The following is a 1,634-nucleotide window of genomic DNA, read 5'->3' on the forward strand; positions in this document are numbered from 1 at the left end:
CCTGGCCATCGTCAAACATGTGCTGCTGCGCCATCGCGCGCGGCTGGAAATCAGTAGCGTGCTCGGCCACGGCAGTACCTTTACCTGCCATTTCCCGCCGGCCCAGGTGACACATTCCCGGGTCCTTCATCAGGACGAGTGACCCTCCGCCCGGCAGCCGCCACTAGGCAAGCGCCCCGTCAGCCGCTACATTGGCGGACTTGCGCCTGCCTTTCAGGCCCACCTGCTCACCCTTTTCGATTAGACGGAACCCGCAAAACCCCATCATGGACCCTTCCCCTGGCATCACCCTCGCGACACTCTTCGCCGACTTCGGCATGATTCTTTTTGCACTGATCCTGGTACTGCTCAACGGCTTTTTCGTTGCGGCGGAATTTGCCATGGTCAAACTGCGCTCGACCCGGGTCGAGGCCATCGCCCACAAGAACGGCTGGCGCGGGCAGATCCTGCGCACCGTACACAGCCAGCTCGACGCCTATCTGTCGGCCTGCCAGTTGGGTATCACCCTCGCCTCCTTGGGCCTGGGCTGGGTCGGTGAGCCGGCCTTCGCGCACATCCTCGAGCCGTTGCTGGGGGCGATCGGTGTGCAGTCGCCGGAAGTGATCAAGGGCGTGTCGTTCTTTGCCGCCTTCTTCGTGATCTCGTACCTGCACATCGTGGTCGGTGAACTGGCGCCCAAGTCCTGGGCCATTCGCAAGCCCGAGTTGCTGTCGCTGTGGACCGCCGTGCCGCTGTACCTGTTCTACTGGGCCATGTACCCGGCGATCTACCTGCTCAACGCCAGTGCCAACGCCATCCTGCGCATCGCCGGCCAAGGCGAGCCTGGCCCGCACCACGAGCACCATTACAGCCGTGAAGAACTGAAACTGATCCTGCACTCCAGCCGCGGCCAGGACCCGAGCGACCAAGGCATGCGCGTGTTGGCCTCCGCCGTGGAAATGGGCGAGCTGGAAGTGGTGGACTGGGCCAACTCCCGGGAAGACCTGGTGACCCTGGACTTCAACGCACCGCTCAAGGAAATCCTGGCGCTGTTCCGTCGCCACAAGTTCAGCCGCTACCCGGTGTACGACGCCGTGCGCAACGAGTTCGTCGGCCTGCTGCACATCAAGGACCTGCTGCTGGAACTGGCGGCCCTGGACCACATTCCCGAGTCGTTCAACCTGGCCGAGCTGACCCGCCCGCTGGAACGCGTATCGCGCCATATGCCGCTGTCGCAACTGCTCGAGCAGTTCCGTAAAGGCGGCGCGCACTTCGCCCTGGTGGAAGAGGCCGACGGCAAGGTCATCGGCTACCTGACCATGGAAGACGTTCTGGAAGTACTGGTAGGCGACATCCAGGACGAACACCGCAAGGCCGAGCGCGGCATCCTCGCTTACCAGCCGGGTAAATTGCTGGTGCGTGGCGACACGCCGCTGTTCAAGGTGGAGCGCCTGCTGGGCGTCGACCTGGACCACATCGAGGCCGAAACCCTGGCCGGGCTGATCTACGACACCCTGAAACGGGTGCCGGAAGAGGAAGAAGTGCTGGAAGTCGAAGGCCTGCGCATCATCATCAAGAAGATGAAAGGGCCGAAGATCGTGTTGGCCAAGGTGCTGTTGCTCGACTAGGGCACACCCCCTGTAGGAGCGAGCTTG

The 1,634-nt window shown here is 63.0% G+C and carries 1 protein-coding gene and 1 pseudogene; both read left to right on the top strand.

The features are described from left to right. Positions 1–142, top strand: a pseudogene (locus tag HX846_RS19905) (PAS domain-containing sensor histidine kinase); the annotation flags it as partial. Positions 143–266: 124 nt separating this feature from the next. Next, positions 267–1,607 (top strand): hemolysin family protein, encoded by a 1,341-nt coding sequence (locus HX846_RS19910; protein ID WP_003213385.1) that lies wholly within the window; start codon positions 267–269, stop codon positions 1,605–1,607. The last annotated feature ends 27 nt before the right edge of the window (positions 1,608–1,634 follow it).

The sequence above is a fragment of the Pseudomonas sp. K5002 genome, assembly GCF_013386655.1.
In the GTDB taxonomy this organism is placed as follows: Bacteria; Pseudomonadota; Gammaproteobacteria; order Pseudomonadales; family Pseudomonadaceae; genus Aquipseudomonas.